A 17099-nucleotide genomic window follows, 5' to 3' on the forward strand; every position below is an offset into this window, starting at 1 on the left:
ATCGTGATTCGAGTGCTGGTGGCGGAAGACCACACCATCGTCCGTGAGGGCATCAAGCAGTTGATTGGCCTGGCCAAGGACATGCAGGTCGCCGGCGAGGCGGGCAACGGCGAGCAGTTACTGGAGACCCTGCGCCATACCCCTTGTGAGGTGGTGCTGCTGGATATCTCCATGCCAGGGGTGAATGGCCTGGAGGCCATCCCGCGGATCCTGGCATTGAGCAACCCGCCGGCGATCCTGATGCTGTCGATGCATGATGAAGCGCAGATGGCTGCGCGGGCGCTGAAGGCCGGGGCGGCGGGCTACGCCACCAAGGACAGCGACCCGGCGCTGCTGCTCACCGCGATTCGCCGGGTTGCCGGCGGCGGGCGCTATATTGACCCGAGCCTGGCCGACCGCATGGTCTTCGAGGTGGGGTTGACCGAAACCCGGCCGTTGCACACGCTGCTGTCCGAGCGCGAGTTCTCGGTGTTCGAGCGCCTGGCCCAGGGCGCCAACGTCAATGACATCGCCCAGCAGCTGGCGCTGTCGAACAAGACCATCAGCACCCATAAGGCGCGCTTGATGCAGAAGCTCAAGGTCAACTCGCTGGCGGAGCTGGTGAAGTACGCGATGGAGCACAAGCTGGTCTGATTGCGACATGCCCGGTTTTTTGTAGGAGCAGCCCCTGGGCTTCAGCTTATATTGCCGGGGCTGCTCTGCAGCCCTTTCGCGGCGCAAGGCCGCTCCTACAAGGGAATGTGTCTGTCCTGAAAGCGCCATCCTTGTAGGGCAATCCCTACAGCAAGTCTTCCATGCGGATGATGGCAATCTCTCAGTCCCCCCGATTTTCGGGCGCTTGCGCCTCTTCTACGCTGTGCCCACGCAGTCATTCCAACAAGAAGGTGCAGGGCATGAGCGAGGCGAATTCGAACGAGACGCTGGTCAGCTTCCGAGGTGTGCAGAAGAGCTACGACGGCGAATCGCTGATCGTCAAGGACCTCAACCTGGACATCCGCAAGGGCGAGTTCCTGACCCTGCTCGGCCCGTCCGGCTCGGGCAAGACCACCAGCCTGATGATGCTGGCCGGCTTCGAGACGCCCACCGCCGGTGAAATCCAGCTGGCCGGACGCTCGATCAACAATGTGCCGCCGCACAAGCGTGACATCGGCATGGTGTTCCAGAACTACGCGCTGTTCCCGCATATGACCGTGGCCGAGAACCTGGCCTTCCCGCTGACCGTGCGCAACCTGAGCAAGACCGACATCAGCGAGCGGGTCAAGCGCGTGCTCGGCATGGTCCAGCTCGACGCCTTCGCCAAGCGCTACCCCGGACAGCTGTCCGGCGGTCAGCAGCAGCGCGTGGCCTTGGCCCGTGCCCTGGTGTTCGAGCCGCAGCTGGTGCTGATGGACGAACCGCTCGGCGCCCTGGACAAGCAACTGCGCGAACACATGCAGATGGAGATCAAGCATATCCACCAGCGCCTGGGCGTGACCGTGGTCTACGTGACCCACGACCAGGGCGAGGCGCTGACCATGTCCGACCGGGTGGCGGTGTTCCACCAGGGCGAGATCCAGCAGATCGCCGACCCGCGCACCCTCTACGAAGAGCCGCGCAACACCTTCGTCGCCAACTTCATCGGCGAGAACAACCGCCTCAACGGCACCCTGCTGGCCAGTGACGGCAAGCGCTGCCAGGTGCAACTGGCCCGTGGCGAGCGGGTCGAGGCGCTGGCGGTGAACGTCGGCCAGGCCGGCGAGCCGGTGACCCTGTCGATCCGCCCGGAGCGCGTGCGCCTGAACGGCCACAGCGAAAGCTGCGTGAACCGCTTCTCCGGCCGCGTGGCCGAGTTCATCTACCTGGGCGACCACGTGCGGGTGCGCCTGGAGGTGTGCGGCAAGGCCGATTTCTTCGTCAAGCAGCCGATCGCCGAGCTCGACCCGGCCCTGGCCGTGGGCGATGTGGTGCCGCTGGGCTGGGAGGTGGAACACGCCCGCGCGCTCGATCCGATTGCCGAAGCCCATTGATGGTTTGCTTCACCAACCCTGAACTGTGGAGAGAATAATAATGCGCAAGCAGTTGAAACTGACCGCCCTGGCCCTTGGCCTGTTCGCCGCCGGGCAGGCCCTGGCGGCCGACCTGACCGTGATCTCCTTTGGCGGCGCCAACAAGGCGGCCCAGACCAAGGCGTTCTACGAGCCATGGGAGAAGGCTGGCAAGGGCAAGATCGTCGCCGGTGAGTACAACGGCGAGATGGCCAAGGTGAAGGCCATGGTCGACACCAAGAGCGTGTCCTGGAACCTTGTGGAAGTCGAGTCGCCGGAGCTGGCCCGTGGATGCGACGAAGGCATGTTCGAGGAACTCGACCCGGCCCTGTTCGGTGATGAGGCTGACTACGTACCGGGCGCCATCCAGCCATGCGGCGTCGGTTTCTTCGTGTGGTCCACGGTGATGGCCTACAACGCCGACAAGCTCAAGACCGCCCCGACCAGTTGGGCCGACTTCTGGGACACCAAGAAATTCCCGGGCAAGCGCGGCCTGCGCAAGGGCGCCAAGTACACCCTCGAATTCGCCCTGATGGCCGACGGCGTCGCGCCAAAAGAAGTGTACAAGGTGCTCGGCACCAAGGAAGGTCAGGACCGCGCCTTCAAGAAACTCGATCAGCTCAAGCCAAGCATCCAGTGGTGGGAAGCTGGTGCCCAGCCACCGCAGTACCTGGCCTCGGGTGACGTGGTCATGAGCTCGGCCTACAACGGCCGGATCGCCGCGGTGCAGAAAGAAAGCAACCTGAAGGTGGTGTGGAACGGCGGCATCTACGACTTCGACGCCTGGGCCATCCCGAAAGGCGCCAAGGATGTGGAAGAAGCGAAGAAATTCATCGCCTACACCGTCCAGCCCGAACAGCAGAAGACCTACTCCGAGAACATCGCCTACGGCCCGGCCAATTCCAAGGCCGTCCCGCTGCTGGCCGATGCGGTGAAGAAGGACATGCCGACCACGCCTGAGAACATCGCCAACCAGGTGCAGATCGACGTGGCCTTCTGGGCCGACAACAGCGAACAGCTGGAGCAACGCTTCAACGCCTGGGCGGCGAAGAAGTAGGGACACAATCCCTGATGTCTGTAGGAGCGGCCTCGTGCCGCGAAAGGGCTGCAAAGCAGCCCCCAGCATCTTGTGCATCACGGCTGAGATCCAGGGGCCGCTTCGCGGCCCTTTCGCGGCACGAGGCCGCTCCTACAGTTAGCGCGTCAAGCCTGAGGTCACCGCTGTCATTGTAAAGCGGCCTCGATGTTTCCCTGATTTCCCGGAGTTCGCCATGGCCATTGCAGTGCCCCTCAACGAAGGCGCGGGTAAAAGCCTCAAGCAGCGCCTCAAGCATGCCGAGCGGGTCAACCGCTGGAAGGCCCAGGCGTTGATCGCGCCGCTGGCGCTGTTCCTCCTGCTGGTGTTCCTGGTGCCGATCGCGGCGCTGCTGTACAAGAGCGTCGGCAACCCCGAGGTGGTCGCCGGCCTGCCGCGCACCGTCGAGGCGGTGGCGCAGTGGGACGGCAAGAGCCTGCCCGGCGAGGAGGTCTACAAGGCCCTGGGCCAGGATCTGGCCGAGTCGCGCAAGAACCAGACCCTGGGCGACCTCTCCAAGCGCCTGAACATGGAGCTGGCCGGCTACCGCAGCCTGCTGGCCAAGACCGCGCGTGCGCTGCCGTTCAAGGCCGAGCCCGCGTCCTATAAAGATGCCCTGCAAGCGCTGGATGAGCGTTGGGGTGACCCGGCCTACTGGCAGGCGATCCGCCGCAACACCAGCACGGTCACCTCTTTCTACCTGCTGGCCTCCGTCGATCACCGCATCGACGACCTCGGTGAACTGGCCAAGGCCACGCCGGACCAGGCCATCTACCTGGATATCTTTGCCCGCACCCTGTGGATGGGCGTGGTGATCACCGCCATCTGCCTGGTGCTGGCCTACCCGCTGGCGTACCTGCTGGCCAACTTGCCGACCCGGCAGAGCAACCTGCTGATGATCCTGGTGCTGCTGCCGTTCTGGACCTCGATCCTGGTGCGGGTGGCGGCGTGGATCGTGCTGTTGCAGTCGGGCGGGCTGATCAACAGCGCGCTGATGGCCATCGGCATCATCGACCAACCGCTGGAGCTGGTGTTCAACCGCACCGGCGTGTACATCTCGATGGTGCACATCCTGCTGCCGTTCATGATCCTGCCGCTGTACAGCGTGATGAAGGGTATTTCGCCCAGTTACATGCGCGCGGCGATTTCCCTGGGTTGCCATCCGTTCGCCAGTTTCTGGCGGGTGTACTTCCCACAGACCTATGCCGGTGTCGGCGCCGGTTGCCTGCTGGTGTTCATCCTGGCCATCGGCTACTACATCACCCCGGCGCTGCTGGGCAGCCCGAACGACCAGATGGTCAGCTACTTCGTCGCCTTCTACACCAACACCAGCATCAACTGGGGCATGGCCACCGCCCTGGGCGGGCTGTTGCTGCTGGCGACCGTGCTGCTGTACCTGATCTATAGCTGGCTGGTCGGCGCCAGCCGCCTGCGCCTGAGCTGAGGAGCGTTGTCATGCTGAGCCCCTACATGTCGCCCGTGGAACGGGTGTGGTTCTACAGCCTGCGCATCCTGTGCGGCCTGATCCTGCTGTTCCTGGTATTGCCGGTGCTGGTGATCATCCCGCTGTCGTTCAACAGCGGGAGCTTCCTGGTGTACCCGCTGCAAGGTTTCTCGCTGCACTGGTACCAGGATTTCTTCGCCTCCGCCGAATGGATGCGCGCCCTGAAGAACAGCATCATCGTCGCCCCGGCGGCCACGGTGCTGGCCATGGTGTTCGGCACCCTGGCGGCCATCGGCCTGACCCGCGGCGACTTTCCCGGCAAGTCGCTGGTGATGGCGCTGGTGATCTCGCCGATGGTGGTGCCGGTGGTGATCATCGGCGTGGCCAGCTACCTGTTCTTCGCCCCGTTGGGCATGGGCAACAGCTTCACCTCGTTGATCCTGGTGCACGCGGTGCTGGGTGTGCCGTTCGTGATCATCACCGTGTCGGCCACGCTGCAGGGCTTCAACTACAACCTGGTGCGCGCGGCGGCCAGCCTCGGGGCCTCGCCATTGCTGGCCTTCCGTCGGGTGACCTTGCCGCTGATCGCCCCCGGGGTGATCTCCGGCGCGCTGTTCGCCTTCGCCACGTCGTTCGATGAGGTGGTGGTGACCCTGTTCCTCGCCGGGCCCGAGCAGGCGACCCTGCCACGGCAGATGTTCAGCGGCATTCGCGAGAACCTGAGCCCGACCATCGCGGCGGCGGCCACCTTGCTGATCGCCTTTTCGGTGATCCTGCTGCTGACCCTGGAGTGGCTGCGTGGGCGCAGCGAGAAGCTGAGGACCCAGCAGCCGGCCTGACTGCCGGGAGGGCTTTGCCCTCCTTTCGCGGCGCAAGGCCGCTCCTACAAGGGGTCGCGGTCTCCTGTAGGAGCGGCCTTGTGCCGCGAAAGGGGGGCCAATTGATACCAATCAGCCCTCATCCGCTTCCCTGAGTTACAATGCGCGCCACCGTGATTCTGCCCAACAGGTGCGCCATGCAGCCCTACGCTATTGCCCCCTCCATTCTGTCCGCCGATTTCGCCCGCCTGGGCGAGGACGTCGACAAGGTCCTGGCCGCCGGGGCCGACATCGTCCACTTCGATGTCATGGACAACCACTACGTGCCCAACCTGACCATCGGCCCGATGGTCTGCAGCGCCCTGCGCAAGTACGGCGTGACCGCGCCGATCGACGTGCACCTGATGGTCAGCCCGGTCGACCGCATCATCGGCGACTTCATCGAGGCCGGCGCCACCTACATCACCTTCCACCCGGAAGCCTCCCAGCACATCGACCGCTCGCTGCAACTGATCCGCGATGGCGGCTGCAAGGCCGGCCTGGTGTTCAACCCGGCCACCGGCCTGGATGCGCTGAAGTACGTGATGGACAAGGTCGACATGGTCCTGCTGATGAGCGTCAACCCAGGCTTCGGCGGGCAGAAGTTCATCCCCGGCACCCTCGACAAGCTGCGCGAAGCCCGCGCGCTGATCGACGCCAGTGGCCGTGACATCCGCCTGGAGATTGACGGCGGCGTCAACGTAGGCAATATCCGCGAGATCACCGCCGCCGGCGCTGACACCTTCGTGGCCGGCTCGGCGATCTTCAACGCCCCGGACTACAAGGAAGTCATCGACAAGATGCGTGCCGAAATGGCGCTGGCACGCGCATGAGCGGTTTCGAGCAGCTGTTCCCGGGGACACTGCCCAGGCTGGTGATGTTCGATCTGGATGGCACCCTGATCGATTCGGTACCCGACCTGGCCGCAGCTGTCGACCGCACGCTGCTCGAACTCGGGCGACCGCCCGCAGGCCTGGAGGCCGTGCGCCACTGGGTCGGCAACGGCGCCCAGGTGCTGGTGCGCCGGGCCCTGGCCGGCGATATCGATCACACCGCGGTGGACGACGAGCTGGCCGAACGCGCGCTGGCGCTGTTCATGGAAGCCTATGCCGACAACCATGAACTCACCGTGGTCTACCCCGGTGTACGCGATACCCTGCGCTGGCTGCGCAAGCAGGGCGTGGAGATGGCGCTGATCACCAACAAGCCCGAACGCTTCGTCGCCCCCTTGCTCGACCAGATGAAGATCGGCCGCTATTTCCGCTGGATCATCGGCGGTGACACCCTGCCACAGAAGAAACCCGACCCGGCGGCGCTGTTGTTCGTCATGAAAATGGCCGGCGTCAGTGCCGAACAATCGCTGTTCGTCGGCGATTCGCGCAGCGACGTGCTGGCCGCCAAGGCCGCCGGCGTCAAGTGCGTTGGCCTGAGCTACGGCTACAACCATGGCCGGCCGATCGGCGACGAGTCACCCAGCCTGGTCATCGACGACCTGCGCCTACTGTTGCCCGGTTGCTTAGTCACCGACACTGGGATAACGTTGGCGGACCTTCAAGCCCCGCAAAGCAGAGACAACAACGTGGTGGTTACCGGCAAATTCTGGATGAAAGTCATCAAGGCCCTGGCCCGCTGGCGCTGGCGCGCCTGACTCCTGCCCACCGGCGCCTGCCGGTATATCCATTTGCCCGCCCCCATTGCTGCTTGCCCCGAGGCTACACATGACCCGCGAAGAATTCCTGCGCCTGGCCGCTGCCGGCTACAACCGTATTCCCCTGGCCTGCGAAACCCTGGCCGACTTCGACACGCCGCTGTCGATCTACCTGAAGCTGGCCGACCAGCCCAACTCCTACCTGCTCGAGTCCGTGCAGGGCGGCGAAAAATGGGGCCGCTATTCGATGATCGGCCTGCCGTCGCGCACCGTGCTGCGTGTGCACGGCTACCACGTCAGCATCCTGCAGGATGGCGTCGAGGTGGAAAGCCACGACGTCGAGGATCCGCTGGCCTTCGTCGAGACGTTCAAGGACCGCTACAAGGTCGCCGACATTCCCGGCTTGCCGCGTTTCAACGGCGGCCTGGTGGGCTATTTCGGCTATGACTGCGTGCGTTACGTGGAAAAACGCCTGGGCGCCAGCCCCAATCCGGATCCGCTTGGGGTGCCGGATATCCTGCTGATGGTCTCCGATGCCGTGGTGGTGTTCGACAACCTGGCGGGCAAGATGCACGCCATCGTGCTGGTCGACCCGGCCGAGGCGCAGGCCTTCGAGCAAGGCCAGGCTCGCCTGCAGGGGCTTCTGGACACCCTGCGCCAGCCGATCACTCCGCGTCGTGGCCTGGACCTGAGCGGGCCGATGGCCGCCGAGCCGGCATTCCGCTCCAGCTACACACAAGCCGACTACGAAAACGCCGTGGGCCGCATCAAGGAATACATCCTGGCCGGTGACTGCATGCAGGTGGTGCCGTCCCAGCGCATGTCCATCGACTTCAAGGCCGCGCCCATCGACCTGTACCGGGCGCTGCGCTGCTTCAACCCGACGCCGTACATGTACTTCTTCAATTTCGGCGACTTCCATGTGGTCGGCAGTTCGCCGGAAGTGCTGGTGCGGGTCGAGGACAACCTGGTCACCGTGCGCCCGATCGCCGGCACCCGCCCACGCGGAACCACCGAAGAAGCCGACCGGGCGCTGGAAGACGACCTGCTGTCGGACGACAAGGAAATCGCCGAGCACCTGATGCTCATCGACCTGGGCCGCAATGACGTGGGCCGGGTGTCGGCCACCGGCAGCGTGCGCCTGACCGAGAAAATGGTGATCGAGCGGTACTCGAACGTCATGCATATCGTGTCCAACGTCACCGGCCAACTGCGTGACGGGCTGACGGCCATGGACGCGCTGCGGGCGATCCTGCCGGCCGGCACCCTCTCCGGTGCGCCGAAGATCCGTGCCATGGAGATCATCGACGAGCTGGAGCCGGTCAAGCGCGGCGTCTACGGTGGCGCGGTGGGCTACTTTGCCTGGAACGGCAACATGGACACCGCCATCGCCATCCGCACCGCGGTGATCAAGGACGGCGAACTGCATGTGCAGGCCGGTGGCGGCATCGTCGCCGACTCGGTGCCGGCGCTGGAGTGGGAAGAGACCATCAACAAGCGCCGGGCGATGTTCCGTGCGGTGGCGCTGGCCGAGCAGACCTCCGTCAAGTAGATCGATTGGGGCTGCTTTGCAGCCCATTCGCGGCTAAAGCCGCTCCCACAGATTGGCGTAGTACCTGTAGGAGCGGCTTTAGCCGCGAATGGGCCGCAGAGCGGCCCCAAAGAGCTAGAAGTCGACGCTGACCCCCAGGCTCACCCCTTGCTGGGTCAACTCATCACTCTTGCGCCAGTTATAGTTCCCCCGCAGGTTCACCCCCGGCACCAGTTCATGGCTCAGCCCCAGGCTGGCGCGGGTCAGATTGCTGTGCGGCGTATACCCGGTCAGGGTGAAGTCGTTCGCCGGCAGGCTGGTCAGGTGCAGGCGCAGGTCCTGCTGATCGTCCTCGAACTCGTGCTCGCGGGCCACCTCGGCAAACAGCCTGGTCGTCGGCAGGAGCTGCACGCTCCCCAGCAGGCCGGCCCCCAGCCGGCGCGATGTGCGCTCCTGATCGTCGAAGCCGAGCGCCGTGGAGCGGCCGCTTTTCTCGTCATACCCATCGACCTTGACCCGCGCATAGTCGGCGCTGATGAACGGTGCCAGTTGCCAGCGGCTGCTCTCGGCCGCCAGGTTGTAGCCCACCCGGCCGGTGACGGCCCAGGCTTCGCCATTGGAATCGCCTTTCTCGCTGCGGTCATTCACCCCCAAGGCGAAGGTGCGTTTGAGGTCGCGATAGTCCAGGTGCCCGGCGGTCAGCGCCGCGTCGGCCCACCAGCGATCCTGGCGGAACTGGGCGAAGGCACTGGCAAGGTAGCTGTCGAGCTTGTAGTCGGAATCCTGTTGGCCCACCTCAAGCTTTTGTCGATACACGCCCGCTGCCAGCCCTACGCGCCAGGCGTCATCCAGCCGATAGCTGCCGCCGAGGGTCAGGTTGTAGCCGCGCCCGTCGCCGCTGGCGGCGCTGCGCTGGCTGCCGAAGTCCAGGTCCTGGCCGCCGGTGGCGACGAACGCCTGCCATTGACCGACCGCCTGCCAGGGCGTCTGCCACTGGTTGCGCAGTTCATCCTGGTGGGCGCGGATACTGGCGTGGGCGATTTCCGGCAGCAGGGTCAGTTCCCAGGGCGCGGCGAGGATCGAATAGGCGTAGTCGGCAATCAGTTGCTGACCGGCGATGGTCGGGTGCACCGAGTCGTTGAACAGCAGCCGGGTCGGGTCCGGCGTCGTGCCGTTCGCCCCGTAGACCGGGTTGCCCACGCAGCCGTCGCCGCTGTAGCAGGTGCCGACCAGGTTCTGGTCGGCGGCCAGGCCGAACTGGGCGGGGCTGGCCAGGGCCTCGCGTAGCAGTACTGGGACATTGAGCGGGATGATCTCGGCGTCGATCTGCCCGAGCCGGTTGACCAGCGACTGGTTGAACACGCCGGACAGTTGCGACAGCGGCCCTTGCTGGGGCGTGCCGCTGAAGTTCGGTGTCTGCCCCAGGTCCGGCAGCAGCCAGACCATGATGTAGCGCGCGCCGCCCTGTTGCAGCGCCTGCGCACTGGCCGCCAGGCGGGCACCGGCGGCGGCCGCGTCGGCGGGGCTGTTGACCAGGCCCTGGAGGAAGTCGTTGCCGCCACCGGTCAGGTAGTACAGGGCATTGGGATCGGCCCGCAGGCCGTTGGCCAGGTAACCGTCACGCTCGCGCAGAACCGTGCCGGCGCCGGGTCGACCGGGTGGGATGACGGCTTGCGAGGTGTCGGTGATCGAGTCGAGGATCTGCTGCGTGGTGTAGCCGCCCACGGCCCAATTGTTGCCGTCCGGGGTGCCTTGCAGCTGGTTGGTCAGCGACGTCGAGGGCCCCAGGCTTGTGCCGGAAAAGCCCAGCCTGCCACCCAGGATCATCGGCGACACCGGCGCGTAGTTGCCATTGGCATCGCGGTTGGTGAAGCGCATGCCTGGCGTGCCGCCGGTCAGGTCGGGGAACTGCCCGGCGTCGCTGAGGCTGTCACCGAAGACGATGAGTGATGCGTAGGGGGAGGGCGCGGCCATGATGGCCTGGCTGCAGGCGAGGGCGAGCATGCCGAGGGTGACGTGCAGGAATGGGGTCTTGCGCATGCATGAATATCCTTTTCGTTGTTTTTATTAAGGCAAGCCGCATGAACATAGCAAATCGCCGGTCTTTGCCCAGCATGGCAATGTTTTTCCAGTGTTTAGGGGCATATTGCACCCGCCGCCCCGGTAGGTTACTGTCCCGGAACGTATGAACGAGACCTACCCTGTGTTGATCGTCAGCAAACTCTTGATGCGCGTTATCAAGGCCGTCGCCCGTTGGCGTTGGCGCGCCTGACTTTTTCTCCTGCCGGTTCGCCCGGCCCGTCCCCGTTTGCCTTCCCCACTTGTTCCGTCAACCGCCCCGTGCGGGATCGGCCGCATTCATGAGCGGCAGCGGAAGGCTCGAATCAAAAGTCAGTATTCAAGAGGTTCGTTGCAGATGTTACTGATGATCGACAACTACGACTCCTTCACCTACAACGTCGTGCAGTACCTTGGCGAGCTGGGTGCCGAGGTCAAGGTCATTCGCAATGACGAAATGACCATCGCCCAGATCGAAGCCCTGAACCCCGAGCGCATCGTCGTCTCCCCGGGCCCGTGCACGCCGAGCGAAGCCGGGGTCTCCATCGAGGCCATCCTGCACTTCGCCGGCAAGCTGCCGATCCTGGGCGTCTGCCTGGGCCACCAGTCCATCGGCCAGGCCTTCGGCGGCGACGTGGTGCGCGCCCGCCAGGTGATGCACGGCAAGACCAGCCCGGTGCTGCACCGTGACCTGGGCGTGTTCGCCGGCCTGAACAACCCGCTCACCGTGACCCGCTACCACTCGCTGGTGGTCAAGCGCGAAACCCTGCCCGACTGCCTGGAGGTGACCGCCTGGACCGCCCACGCAGACGGCTCCGTCGACGAAATCATGGGCCTGCGTCATAAAACCCTGAACGTCGAAGGGGTACAGTTCCACCCCGAATCCATCCTCACCGAGCAGGGCCACGAGCTGTTCGCCAATTTCCTCAAGCAGACCGGCGGACGCCGTTAAGGACCGATCATGGATATCAAGACCGCTTTGACCCGTATCGTCGGCCACCTGGATTTGTCCACCGAGGAAATGCGCGACGTCATGCGCCAGATCATGACCGGCCAGTGCAGCGAGGCGCAGATCGGCGCCTTCCTCATGGGCATGCGCATGAAGAGCGAAAGCATCGACGAGATCGTCGGCGCGGTGTCGGTGATGCGTGAGCTGGCCGACAAGGTCGAGCTGAAGACCCTCGACGGCGTGGTCGACATCGTCGGCACAGGCGGTGATGGCGCCAACATCTTCAACGTGTCGACTGCTTCGGCCTTTGTGCTGGCTGCAGCTGGTTGCACCGTGGCCAAGCATGGCAACCGTGCGGTTTCCGGCAAGAGCGGCAGCGCCGATCTGCTGGAAGCCGCCGGTATCTACCTGAACCTGACCCCGGTCCAGGTCGCCCGCTGCATCGATAGCCTCGGCATCGGTTTCATGTTCGCCCAGACCCATCACAGTGCCATGAAGCACGCCGCCGGCCCGCGTCGCGACCTGGGCCTGCGCACCCTGTTCAACATGCTCGGCCCGCTTACGAATCCGGCCGGTGTGAAACACCAGGTGGTCGGGGTCTTCACCCAGGCCCTGTGCCGCCCGTTGGCCGAGGTGCTACAGCGCCTGGGCAGCAAGCATGTGCTGGTGGTGCACTCGAAGGACGGTCTGGACGAGTTCAGCCTGGCCGCGCCGACCTTCGTCGCCGAACTGAAGAATGACCAGATCACCGAGTACTGGGTCGAGCCGGAAGACCTCGGCATGAAGAGCCAGAGCCTGCATGGCCTGGCGGTCGAGGGGCCGCAGGCATCGCTGGAGCTGATCCGTGACGCCCTGGGCCGGCGCAAGACCGAGAACGGCCAGAAGGCCGCCGAGATGATCGTGCTCAACGCTGGCGCGGCGCTGTATGCCGCCGACCACGCGATGACCCTGGCCCAGGGTGTCGAGCTGGCCCACGATGTGCTGCACACCGGGCTGGCCTGGGAGAAACTGCAGGAGCTGGGCGCCTTTACCGCGGTATTCAAGGTGGAGAACGAAGCATGAGCGTACCGACGGTGCTGGAAAGGATCATCGCCCGCAAATTCCAGGAAGTGGCCGAGCGCAGCGCGCGGGTCAGCCTGGCTGAACTCGAGCGCCTGGCCAAGGCGGCCGATGCGTCCCGTGGCTTTGCCAGGGCATTGATCGAGCAGGCTGCGCGCAAGCAGCCTGCGGTGATCGCCGAAATCAAGAAGGCCTCGCCAAGCAAGGGCGTGATCCGCGAAAACTTCCTACCGGCGGAGATTGCCGTCAGCTACGAGAAAGGCGGGGCGACCTGCCTGTCGGTGCTGACCGACGTGGACTACTTCCAGGGTGCCGACGTCTACCTGCAGCAGGCGCGCGCCGCCGTTTCGCTGCCGGTGATCCGCAAGGACTTCATGGTCGATCCGTACCAGATCGTCGAAGCCCGTGCGCTGGGCGCCGACTGCGTGCTGCTGATCGTCTCGGCGCTGGACGACGTGAAGATGGCCGAGCTGGCCGCCACCGCCAAGGACGTCGGCCTCGACGTGTTGGTCGAAGTGCATGACGGTGATGAGCTGGAACGTGCGTTGAAGACCCTCGACACCCCGTTGGTCGGGGTCAACAACCGCAACCTGCATACCTTCGAAGTCAGCCTGGAGACTACCCTCGACCTGCTGCCACGCATCCCCCGCGATCGCCTGGCCATCACCGAGAGCGGCATCCTCAACCGTGCCGATGTCGAGCTGATGGAAATCAACGAGGTGTATTCGTTCCTGGTCGGCGAGGCGTTCATGCGCGCCGAGCAGCCAGGGTTGGAGCTGCAGCGGCTGTTCTTCCCCGAACAGGTGAAGAAGACTGTTCAGCAACTGGACTGATTTAAACGAAGCCGGCGTTACGCCGGCTTTTTTGTAGGCCTGCCCCGGCCCTTTCGCGGGTAAACCCGCTCCCACAGGACTTCTGTCGCTCTCAAGGAGTGTGCAGCACCTGTGGGAGCGGGTTTACCCGCGAAGAGGCCATAGAATCCAACATCAATGGTGGATCAATGACCGATCAACCCCTTGCCCTCACCGTCGAACAAGGCCTGCACGCCGAACAGGACCTGCTGGCCGCCGTCTGCCGCGGCGAGCGCGAATCCGGCGTGCTGTTCTGGCGCCCGACCGACCATGCCCTGGTCATGCCCCGGCGCATGAGCCGCCTGGACAACTTCGAGGCCGCCTGCGCCGAGCTGGCCATCGCCGGCTGGCCGGTGCTGCTGCGCGAAACCGGTGGCGAGCCCGTGCCGCAATCCCATGCGACGGTCAACGTGGCACTGGTCTATGTGGCACCGCGCAGCGAGGGTGACCACGGCCGCATTGAGAATGCCTACGAGCGTCTGTGCCTGCCGCTGTGCGATGTCCTGCGCGAATGGGGCGGTGTCGCTTCGGTGGGGGAGATCGACGGCGCCTTCTGCGATGGCCGCTACAACGTCAACCTCAATGGCCGCAAGCTGGTCGGCACGGCCCAGCGCTGGCGCCAGGGGATGGGGGGCAAGCGCCCGGTGGTGTTGGTGCATGGCGCGCTGTTGCTGGACAACGAGCGCGAATCGATGGTCGCGGCGGTCAACCGCTTCAATGAGTGCTGCGAGCTGGACCAGCGCTGCCGCGCCGACAGCCATATCGCCCTGCACGAGGTGGCGCCTACCGCCCCTTGGTTCGAGCGCTTGAGCCAGGCCTATGAGCAAGTGTTGGCGGAGCTGCCACAGGATTAACGGGTGCCGTAGACCACCATGGTCTTGCCCTTGACCTGCACCAGGCTGCGCTCCTCGAGGTCCTTGAGGACGCGGCCGACCATCTCCCGTGAACAACCGACGATACGACCGATCTCCTGGCGGGTGATCTTGATCTGCATGCCGTCGGGGTGGGTCATGGCGTCGGGTTGCTTGCACAGGTCGAGCAGGCAGCGGGCGACCCGTCCGGTGACATCGAAAAACGCCAGATCGCCGACCTTGCGGGTGGTGTTGCGCAGGCGCTGGGCCATCTGGCTGCCCAGGGCATAGAGGATTTCCGGCTCCAGGCGTACCAGCTCACGGAATTTGTCGTAGCCGATCTCGGCCACTTCGCACTCGGTCTTGGCACGCACCCAGGCGCTGCGTTGATGTTCCTGGCCTGCCGGCTCGAACAGCCCCAGCTCACCGAAGAAATCGCCACTGTTGAGGTAGGCGATGATCATCTCGTGGCCGTCGTCGTCCTCGATCAGGATGGTCACCGAGCCCTTGATGATGAACGACAAGGTCTCGGCCCGGTCGCCGGCACAGATGATGTTGCTTTTGGCGGCATAGCGACGGCGTTGGCAGTGGGCCAGCAGCTTGTCGATGTTCTTGATCTTGGGTGGCAGGGCTGAGGAGACCATCACGAAATCCTGTTCGATGCGACGCATTGGCTTTTTATAGGGGCTGCCTGGCAGCATGCGCCAGTCATTTGGCGCCAGCTTATCAGACACTTCAACTTGAATCGGCACAAAAGCGACGCGGCTTGAGCTTTTCCGACAGCCTCGCAAGGTCTAAGCTGACACCCTTTTACGAGATCGGGAGTCCGGATAGATGAAGGCACGCATCCAGTGGGCCGGTGAAGCGATGTTCCTCGGCGAGTCGGGGAGCGGCCATGTCGTGGTCATGGACGGTCCGCCTGAAGCCGGGGGCCGCAACCTGGGCGTGCGCCCGATGGAGATGCTCCTGCTTGGCCTCGGTGGCTGCAGCAGCTTCGACGTGGTCAGCATTCTCAAGAAGTCGCGCCAGGCCGTGGAAAGCTGCGAGGCCTTCCTGGAAGCCGAACGCGCCAATGAGGACCCCAAGGTGTTCACCAAGATCCACCTCAACTTCGTGGTCAAGGGCCGCGGCTTGAAGGAGGCGCAGGTCAAGCGTGCGGTGGAGCTGTCGGCGGAGAAGTACTGCTCGGCCTCGATCATGCTGGATCGCGCTGGCGTCGAGATCACGCACGGTTACGAAATCGTCGAACTTGGTTGATGTGCAGGAGCGCCTGCTCTTCAGGCGCTCTGTCTGCGCAACTGCTCGATACCCAGCAGCAGTGCGAGCCCTGGGATGAGGGCAAGCAACAACCAATGCGTGTTCATGCCCAGCAGCATGACAAGCTCCAGGCCGCTCCAGGTACTGCCGTAGCTTTCGGCAAAGTTCAGGCATTGCAATTGCGCGACCATGATCGCCAGCAGCACATAAGTGTGGATGAGCGTTCGACGATTGCGGATAAAACAGCCGAACAGCAGAAACAGCAATAGCCCGGGTACGGCGAAGAGCAGCAGTTCCAACGCACTGTTGCTGTCGGGCTCGACGAGATCTGGCAGTTCCAGGCTGAATCCGGTTTGCCTGAGACCGGCGGTCATCAGGCAAACAAAGAGATAGGCAACCAGTATCAGCCCAAGGCCTTGCAGCAGGCGGGCGGTGAGCATGCGAACGCTCAACGCCGCAATGCCGGTAGCAGTTGCAAGAGGCTGGCAGGTATTTTTGCCCGCAGGTGCGCACTCAATGTTTCACGTCGCTTCTGATAGAGCACGCCCAGGCCGATGACCGCGAGGCCGATCAGGGTCAGCACTACCGGGAACAGCAGGGAGTCGGCGAAGACCTCGTAGGAAAGGTGGCCCAGGTAAGCCGCCACACCCATTGCGCCGAACACCATGAACACCGGCCTGCGCAACAGCACGGCCAGGCTCATCAACCCCAGGTTGATCAGGCAGTACAGGAACTTGCCCCATTCACTCCCGCTGTCCAATAGCGTCAGCCCGCCCCAGAATGCCGCCAGCCCGGCCAGGTAGCCCCAGAAGGCATAGTCCCGCGCTGTGCGCCCGTCCACCACGAGAAATACCAGCAGCATGCCAAGGCCAAACCACAGCGACACGGTGCGGCGTTGCTCCCAGTCGAAGACATCGCCATGCAACCATTCGGTGAGGTCCATCGACATGAACCACAAAGCCACGGCAATCGGCATGACGATGAAGGGGAAGGGCACCAGGCGCAGCATCAGCAGGCCGGCCAGCACGGTTGCCGCTTCCATGGCCAGCCAACCACCCTGCACATAGGTGTAGTACTGGTGGTAATCGCCCTGGGCATCCTCCAGTGGCCACCAGCCGACCAACCGCTCAACGGCGAACACCGCCAGTGGAACGATACTGACTGCCACCGCTGCCAGTACTCCCGCAGCAACAGGTTGGCCACGGCGTTGCAGTGACAGGGCAAACAAGGTGATCGCGGCAATATAGAGCAGGGCGATCGTCAGTAGCGCTGAGTCGCCGATGCGCATCCAGGCTTCCGTGAGCAGCCAGCCCATGGCGCCCATGATCAGCAGGGCTCCGAAGTAGAACGCAACGTGAGCCAGCTGGAAGCTGCCGGAGGCCTGCGGTTGCTGGCGCAGGAAGTCCACCAGTGCACGGTCCTGGCCGGGCTGCAGCACCCCGGCGCTCACGGCGCGTGCCAGGTCCCTGGCGTCGAAGCGTGCCATGGCGAGTGC

At 64.3% G+C, this 17099-nt stretch carries 17 protein-coding genes; 13 read left to right on the top strand and 4 right to left on the bottom strand.

Annotation, left to right across the window (positions count from 1 at the left end):
* The 8 genes from LU671_RS06650 to trpE all read left to right on the top strand — a co-directional run bounded on the left by LU671_RS06650 (position 1) and on the right by trpE (position 8600).
* Positions 1–633, top strand: coding sequence for a response regulator (locus LU671_RS06650; RefSeq protein WP_203652578.1), 633 nt, complete (start codon positions 1–3; stop codon positions 631–633).
* A gap of 260 nt (positions 634–893) precedes the next feature.
* Entirely contained in the window at positions 894–2006 is a 1113-nt protein-coding gene (locus LU671_RS06655) for an ABC transporter ATP-binding protein (RefSeq protein ID WP_203649939.1), read from the top strand.
* Positions 2007–2046: 40 nt separating this feature from the next.
* A complete protein-coding gene (locus LU671_RS06660) occupies positions 2047–3081 on the top strand; it encodes an ABC transporter substrate-binding protein (protein WP_232855085.1) in 1035 nt (344 codons plus the stop codon).
* Positions 3082–3295: 214 nt separating this feature from the next.
* Positions 3296–4543 carry an ABC transporter permease gene (locus tag LU671_RS06665; protein WP_203649943.1) on the top strand — a complete coding sequence of 416 codons (1248 nt, stop codon included), beginning with the start codon at positions 3296–3298 and terminating at the stop codon, positions 4541–4543.
* An 11-nt stretch (positions 4544–4554) separates the two neighbouring features.
* Positions 4555–5382, top strand: a complete 828-nt coding sequence (locus LU671_RS06670) for an ABC transporter permease (RefSeq protein ID WP_028689019.1) — start codon at positions 4555–4557, stop codon at positions 5380–5382.
* A gap of 176 nt (positions 5383–5558) precedes the next feature.
* The gene (gene rpe / locus LU671_RS06675) at positions 5559–6233 is read left to right on the top strand and encodes a ribulose-phosphate 3-epimerase (protein ID WP_028689018.1); all 675 of its coding nucleotides are present in this window, start codon (positions 5559–5561) and stop codon (positions 6231–6233) included.
* Entirely contained in the window at positions 6230–7048 is an 819-nt protein-coding gene (locus tag LU671_RS06680) for a phosphoglycolate phosphatase (RefSeq protein WP_203649947.1), read from the top strand. Before rpe ends, LU671_RS06680 begins: the two co-directional genes overlap by 4 nt.
* A gap of 70 nt (positions 7049–7118) precedes the next feature.
* The gene (gene trpE, locus LU671_RS06685; protein ID WP_232855086.1) at positions 7119–8600 is read left to right on the top strand and encodes an anthranilate synthase component I; all 1482 of its coding nucleotides are present in this window, start codon (positions 7119–7121) and stop codon (positions 8598–8600) included.
* Between the two features lie 114 nt (positions 8601–8714).
* Here the strand turns inward: trpE and estP are convergent, their stop codons facing one another.
* Positions 8715–10619, bottom strand: coding sequence for an esterase EstP (gene estP / locus LU671_RS06690; RefSeq protein WP_232855087.1), 1905 nt, complete (start codon positions 10617–10619; stop codon positions 8715–8717).
* Between the two features lie 376 nt (positions 10620–10995).
* Here estP and LU671_RS06695 point away from each other — a divergent pair, with 376 nt between their 5' ends.
* The 4 genes from LU671_RS06695 (at position 10996) to LU671_RS06710 (ending at position 14350) form a co-directional block, all read left to right on the top strand.
* Positions 10996–11589 carry an aminodeoxychorismate/anthranilate synthase component II gene (locus LU671_RS06695; RefSeq protein WP_110734621.1) on the top strand — a complete coding sequence of 198 codons (594 nt, stop codon included), beginning with the start codon at positions 10996–10998 and terminating at the stop codon, positions 11587–11589.
* A gap of 9 nt (positions 11590–11598) precedes the next feature.
* Positions 11599–12648, top strand: coding sequence for an anthranilate phosphoribosyltransferase (gene trpD, locus LU671_RS06700; protein ID WP_232855088.1), 1050 nt, complete (start codon positions 11599–11601; stop codon positions 12646–12648).
* Positions 12645–13478, top strand: a complete 834-nt coding sequence (gene trpC, locus LU671_RS06705; RefSeq protein WP_232855089.1) for an indole-3-glycerol phosphate synthase TrpC — start codon at positions 12645–12647, stop codon at positions 13476–13478. The genes trpD and trpC overlap by 4 nt, the downstream gene beginning before the upstream one ends.
* A 167-nt stretch (positions 13479–13645) precedes the next feature.
* Positions 13646–14350, top strand: coding sequence for a lipoate--protein ligase family protein (locus LU671_RS06710; RefSeq protein ID WP_232855090.1), 705 nt, complete (start codon positions 13646–13648; stop codon positions 14348–14350).
* On the opposite strand, the gene crp is transcribed toward LU671_RS06710, so the two are convergent.
* Complete coding sequence (gene crp, locus LU671_RS06715) at positions 14347–14991, bottom strand: cAMP-activated global transcriptional regulator CRP (RefSeq protein WP_050703538.1); 645 nt, start codon at positions 14989–14991, stop codon at positions 14347–14349. The two genes, LU671_RS06710 and crp, sit on opposite strands and share 4 nt — an antisense overlap.
* 190 nt (positions 14992–15181) lie before the next feature.
* Between crp and LU671_RS06720 the strand changes: the two genes are divergently transcribed.
* A complete protein-coding gene (locus LU671_RS06720) occupies positions 15182–15604 on the top strand; it encodes an OsmC family protein (RefSeq protein WP_110734630.1) in 423 nt (140 codons plus the stop codon).
* A gap of 20 nt (positions 15605–15624) precedes the next feature.
* Here the strand turns inward: LU671_RS06720 and LU671_RS06725 are convergent, their stop codons facing one another.
* Positions 15625–16044 carry a hypothetical protein gene (locus LU671_RS06725; protein ID WP_232855091.1) on the bottom strand — a complete coding sequence of 140 codons (420 nt, stop codon included), beginning with the start codon at positions 16042–16044 and terminating at the stop codon, positions 15625–15627.
* Between the two features lie 8 nt (positions 16045–16052).
* Positions 16053–17090: a DUF2157 domain-containing protein gene (locus tag LU671_RS06730; RefSeq protein ID WP_232855092.1), complete on the bottom strand. Its 1038-nt coding sequence runs from the start codon at positions 17088–17090 to the stop codon at positions 16053–16055.
* Positions 17091–17099 lie beyond the last annotated feature (9 nt).

The sequence above is a fragment of the Pseudomonas sp. NMI760_13 genome (genome assembly GCF_021283245.1).
GTDB lineage: Bacteria > Pseudomonadota > Gammaproteobacteria > Pseudomonadales > Pseudomonadaceae > Aquipseudomonas > Aquipseudomonas peradeniyensis.

Excerpts from the sequence above, each read along its gene's own strand:
- LU671_RS06655 (WP_203649939.1), top strand. The coding sequence starts at position 894 with ATGAGCGAGGCGAATTCGAACGAGACGCTGGTCAGCTTCCGAGGTGTG.
- LU671_RS06660 (WP_232855085.1), top strand. The coding sequence starts at position 2,047 with ATGCGCAAGCAGTTGAAACTGACCGCCCTGGCCCTTGGCCTGTTCGCC.
- LU671_RS06665 (WP_203649943.1), top strand. The coding sequence starts at position 3,296 with ATGGCCATTGCAGTGCCCCTCAACGAAGGCGCGGGTAAAAGCCTCAAG.
- LU671_RS06670 (WP_028689019.1), top strand. The coding sequence starts at position 4,555 with ATGCTGAGCCCCTACATGTCGCCCGTGGAACGGGTGTGGTTCTACAGC.
- rpe (WP_028689018.1), top strand. The coding sequence starts at position 5,559 with ATGCAGCCCTACGCTATTGCCCCCTCCATTCTGTCCGCCGATTTCGCC.
- LU671_RS06680 (WP_203649947.1), top strand. The coding sequence starts at position 6,230 with ATGAGCGGTTTCGAGCAGCTGTTCCCGGGGACACTGCCCAGGCTGGTG.
- trpE (WP_232855086.1), top strand. The coding sequence starts at position 7,119 with ATGACCCGCGAAGAATTCCTGCGCCTGGCCGCTGCCGGCTACAACCGT.
- estP (WP_232855087.1), bottom strand. The coding sequence starts at position 10,619 with ATGCGCAAGACCCCATTCCTGCACGTCACCCTCGGCATGCTCGCCCTC.
- LU671_RS06695 (WP_110734621.1), top strand. The coding sequence starts at position 10,996 with ATGTTACTGATGATCGACAACTACGACTCCTTCACCTACAACGTCGTG.
- trpD (WP_232855088.1), top strand. The coding sequence starts at position 11,599 with ATGGATATCAAGACCGCTTTGACCCGTATCGTCGGCCACCTGGATTTG.
- trpC (WP_232855089.1), top strand. The coding sequence starts at position 12,645 with ATGAGCGTACCGACGGTGCTGGAAAGGATCATCGCCCGCAAATTCCAG.
- LU671_RS06710 (WP_232855090.1), top strand. The coding sequence starts at position 13,646 with ATGACCGATCAACCCCTTGCCCTCACCGTCGAACAAGGCCTGCACGCC.
- crp (WP_050703538.1), bottom strand. The coding sequence starts at position 14,991 with ATGGTCTCCTCAGCCCTGCCACCCAAGATCAAGAACATCGACAAGCTG.
- LU671_RS06720 (WP_110734630.1), top strand. The coding sequence starts at position 15,182 with ATGAAGGCACGCATCCAGTGGGCCGGTGAAGCGATGTTCCTCGGCGAG.
- LU671_RS06725 (WP_232855091.1), bottom strand. The coding sequence starts at position 16,044 with ATGCTCACCGCCCGCCTGCTGCAAGGCCTTGGGCTGATACTGGTTGCC.
- LU671_RS06730 (WP_232855092.1), bottom strand. The coding sequence starts at position 17,090 with ATGGCACGCTTCGACGCCAGGGACCTGGCACGCGCCGTGAGCGCCGGG.